Genomic DNA, 3,315 nt, shown 5'->3' on the forward strand with positions numbered 1-3,315 from the left:
AACGCAAAAAAGGGGGAGGCCGCGAGGCCTCCCCCTTCTTCAAGTCTTGCGACGGCTCGGTGCCGTCCACCGGTCAGCGGCGCCCTGGCCTCCCACGGGCTGGCCCCGCAGTACTCTCGGCGCGATGGGGCTTAGCTTCCGGGTTCGGAACGGGACCGGGCGTGCCCCCCATGCTCTGGCCGCTGACCGGTGGGCGGCGCCCACCGTTACGGTGTCCGGTATCGCATACACGTGCCCTGGGGGCCGCATGGCGTATAGGGGAGGTGACTCGGGGGCATCCTCGTGCCCGGACCGCGCGCATGAGCGCTGGGTCCCGCGGGCCGCGAGGTGCGGTTCCGGAAGAGCTCGGGCGATTAGTGCGGCTCGGCTGAGGACGTCGCCGTCCTTGCACCTGCCGTCTATCGACCAGGTAGTCTACCTGGGCCCTTACCGGAAGGAGAACTAATCCCTGGAACGGCTTCCCGCTTAGATGCCTTCAGCGGTTATCCGCGCCGCACGCGGCTACCCGGCCGTGCCGTTGGTCGACAACCGGTTCACCGGAGGTGCGTCCACCCCGGTCCTCTCGTACTGGGGGCAGCCTCCATCGATTCTCCTGCGCCCACGGAGGATAGGGACCGAACTGTCTCACGACGTTCTGAACCCAGCTCGCGTACCGCTTTAAACGGCGAACAGCCGTACCCTTGGGACCTGCTCCAGCCCCAGGATGCGATGAGCCGACATCGAGGTGCCAAACCTTGCCGTCGATGTGGACTCTTGGGCAAGATCAGCCTGTTATCCCCGGAGTACCTTTTATCCGTTGAGCGACGGCCCACCCACTCGGGGCCGCCGGATCACTAGAGCCTGCTTTCGCACCTGCTCGGCTTGTGGGCCTCGCAGTCAAGCCCGCTTGTACTCTTGCATTCAAAAGGACGGTTGCCGACCGTCCCGAGCGGACCTTCGCGCGCCTCCGTTACCCTTTAGGAGGCGACCGCCCCAGTCAAACTGCCCGCCTGGCACGGTCCCCGAGCCGGTTGACGGCCTCGGGTTAGGACGCCGGTCGCGCGAGGGCAGTATTCCAAGGGCGGCTCCCCGGGGGCTGGCGCCTCCGGATCTGTGCCTCCTGCCTATCCTCTACACGCGGGACCAGCGGCCAATGCCAAGCTGCAGTGAAGGTTCACGGGGTCTTTCCGTCCTTCCGCGGGTAAGTCGCATCTTCACGACCAGTGCAATTTCACCGGGTCCATGGTCGAGACAGCGCCCAAGTCGTTGCGCCTTTCGTGCAGGTCGGAACTTACCCGACAAGGAATTTCGCTACCTTAGGACCGTTATAGTTACGGCCGCCGTTTACCGGGGCTTGGCTTCGGGGCTTCGCCTTGCGGCTAACTCCTCCGCGTGACCTTCCGGCACCGGGCAGGCGTCAGACCCTATACGTCGCCTTGCGGCTTCTGCAGAGTCCTGTGTTTTTGGTAAACAGTCGCTTGGGCCTCTCCACTGCGGCCCGCCTCCGCTCCCGGAGCAAGTCCGTTCACGTACGCGCGGGCACCCCTTCTCCCGAAGTTACGGGGCCATTGTGCCGAGTTCCTTGACCATGGTTGACCCGATCGCCTCGGTATGTTCTACCCACCCACCTGTGTCGGTTTGCGGTACGGGCGCGCACGCGCCTGCCTAGGGGTTTTTCTAGGGACCTCGGGCTCACTCGCTTCGCTCAGTCGCTTCGTCCGGAGCCTCGCCCTTCTGCGGACCGGATTTCCCTGGTCCGCGGGCCGCGCTCCATCACGGGGACGTCCAGAACCCCGCCGAGCCACCCCCATCCGTCGCCCCGTCGGTCGTAGCGCCGCGTGCGCGGTGCAGGAATGTCTGCCTGCTGCGCGTCGGCTACGCCTACCGGCCTCGCCTTAGCCCCCGACTGACCCTGGGAGGATTAGCCTTGCCCAGGAAACCTCGGGTTCACGGCGGACGAGTTACTCTCTCGTCTCTCGCTACTCATGCCAGCATTCTCACTCCCATGCGCTCCACCGCCGGTCGCCCGGCGGCTTCCCCGCCCATGGGAAGCTCCCCTACCGATTCTGAAAATCAAAATCCCGCCGCTTCGGTGTCCAGCTTAGCCCCGTGTATTGTCGGCGCATGTCCACTCGACCAGTGAGCTGTTACGCACTCTTTGAATGCATGGCTGCTTCTAAGCCAACATCCTGGTTGTCTGGGCGGACGCACATCCTTTGCCACTCGGCTGGAACTTGGGGACCTTAGCGGGCGGTCCGGGCTGTTTCCCTCTCGAGCACACAGCTTAGCCCACATGCTCTGACTGCCGCGCTCTGGGCCGCCGGCATTCGGAGTTCGGTTGGATTCGGTAGGCGGCGAAGCCCCCTCGTCCATCCGGTGCTCTACCTCCGGCGGTGAACGCGCGACGCTAGCCCTAAAGCTATTTCGGGGAGAACGAGATATCTCCGGGTTTGATTGGCCTTTCACCCCTATCCGCAGGTCATCGCCGCCGTTTTCAACCGACGTGCGTTCGGCCCTCCACGGGGTCTTACCCCCGCTTCAGCCTGCCCACGGATAGCTCACCCGGCTTCGCGTCCGCGGCGCGGGACTCAAGTCGCCCTGTTAAGGCTCGCTTTCGCTCCGGCTCCCTTTCGGTTAACCTCGCCCCGCGCCAGCGACTCGCTGGCTCATTCTACAAAAGGCACGCCGTCACACCATATAGGTGCTCCGACTGCTCGTGGGCGCACGGTTTCAGGTACTGTTTCACTCCCCTCCCGGGGTGCTTTTCACCTTTCCCTCACGGTACTGGTGCGCTATCGGTCACAGGGTAGTACTCAGGCTTGGATGGTGGTCCACCCAGGTTCGGACCGGGTTTCACGTGCCCGGCCCTACTCAGGGACCGCGTCGCGCCGTCCGGTCTGGGTTCGCGTACGGGGCTGTCACCCGCTGCGGCCGGCCCTCCCATGCCGTTCCGCTCCCCAGCCGGACCTGCGCCCGGGGGCGGCAGCCCCCGGATGCGCGGCCCTGCAACCCCGTCGGCGGAACCCCTGCCGGGTACGCCCGCTCGACGGTTTGGCCATCGGTCCCCTTTCGCTCGCCGCTACTCGGGGAGTCTCGAGATTGATTTCCTCTCCTCCGGGTACTTAGATGTTTCAGTTCCCCGGGTTGTCCTCCCGGCCCCTATGTGTTCGGGGTCGGGATATCCACACTGCTGTGGATGGGTTCGCCCATTCGGAGACCCCCGGGTCGAAGGATGTGTGCTCCTCGCCGGGGATTATCGCAGCTTGCCGCGTCCTTCATCGGCTCCCTGTGCCAAGGCATCCGCCGTGCGCCCGTGGTATCTTGCGGGACCGCTCT

2 rRNA genes are annotated in these 3,315 nt (G+C 65.0%); both read right to left on the reverse strand.

Annotated features, from left to right (window positions below):
• Positions 1-71: 71 nt before the first annotated feature.
• A 5S ribosomal RNA gene (gene rrf, locus DXA43_RS09950) occupies positions 72-187 on the reverse strand.
• Between the two features lie 146 nt (positions 188-333).
• A 23S ribosomal RNA gene (locus DXA43_RS09955) occupies positions 334-3,306 on the reverse strand.
• Between the last annotated feature and the right edge of the window lie 9 nt (positions 3,307-3,315).

This window comes from Collinsella sp. OF02-10 (assembly GCF_003463445.1).
In the GTDB taxonomy this organism is placed as follows: Bacteria; Actinomycetota; Coriobacteriia; order Coriobacteriales; family Coriobacteriaceae; genus Collinsella.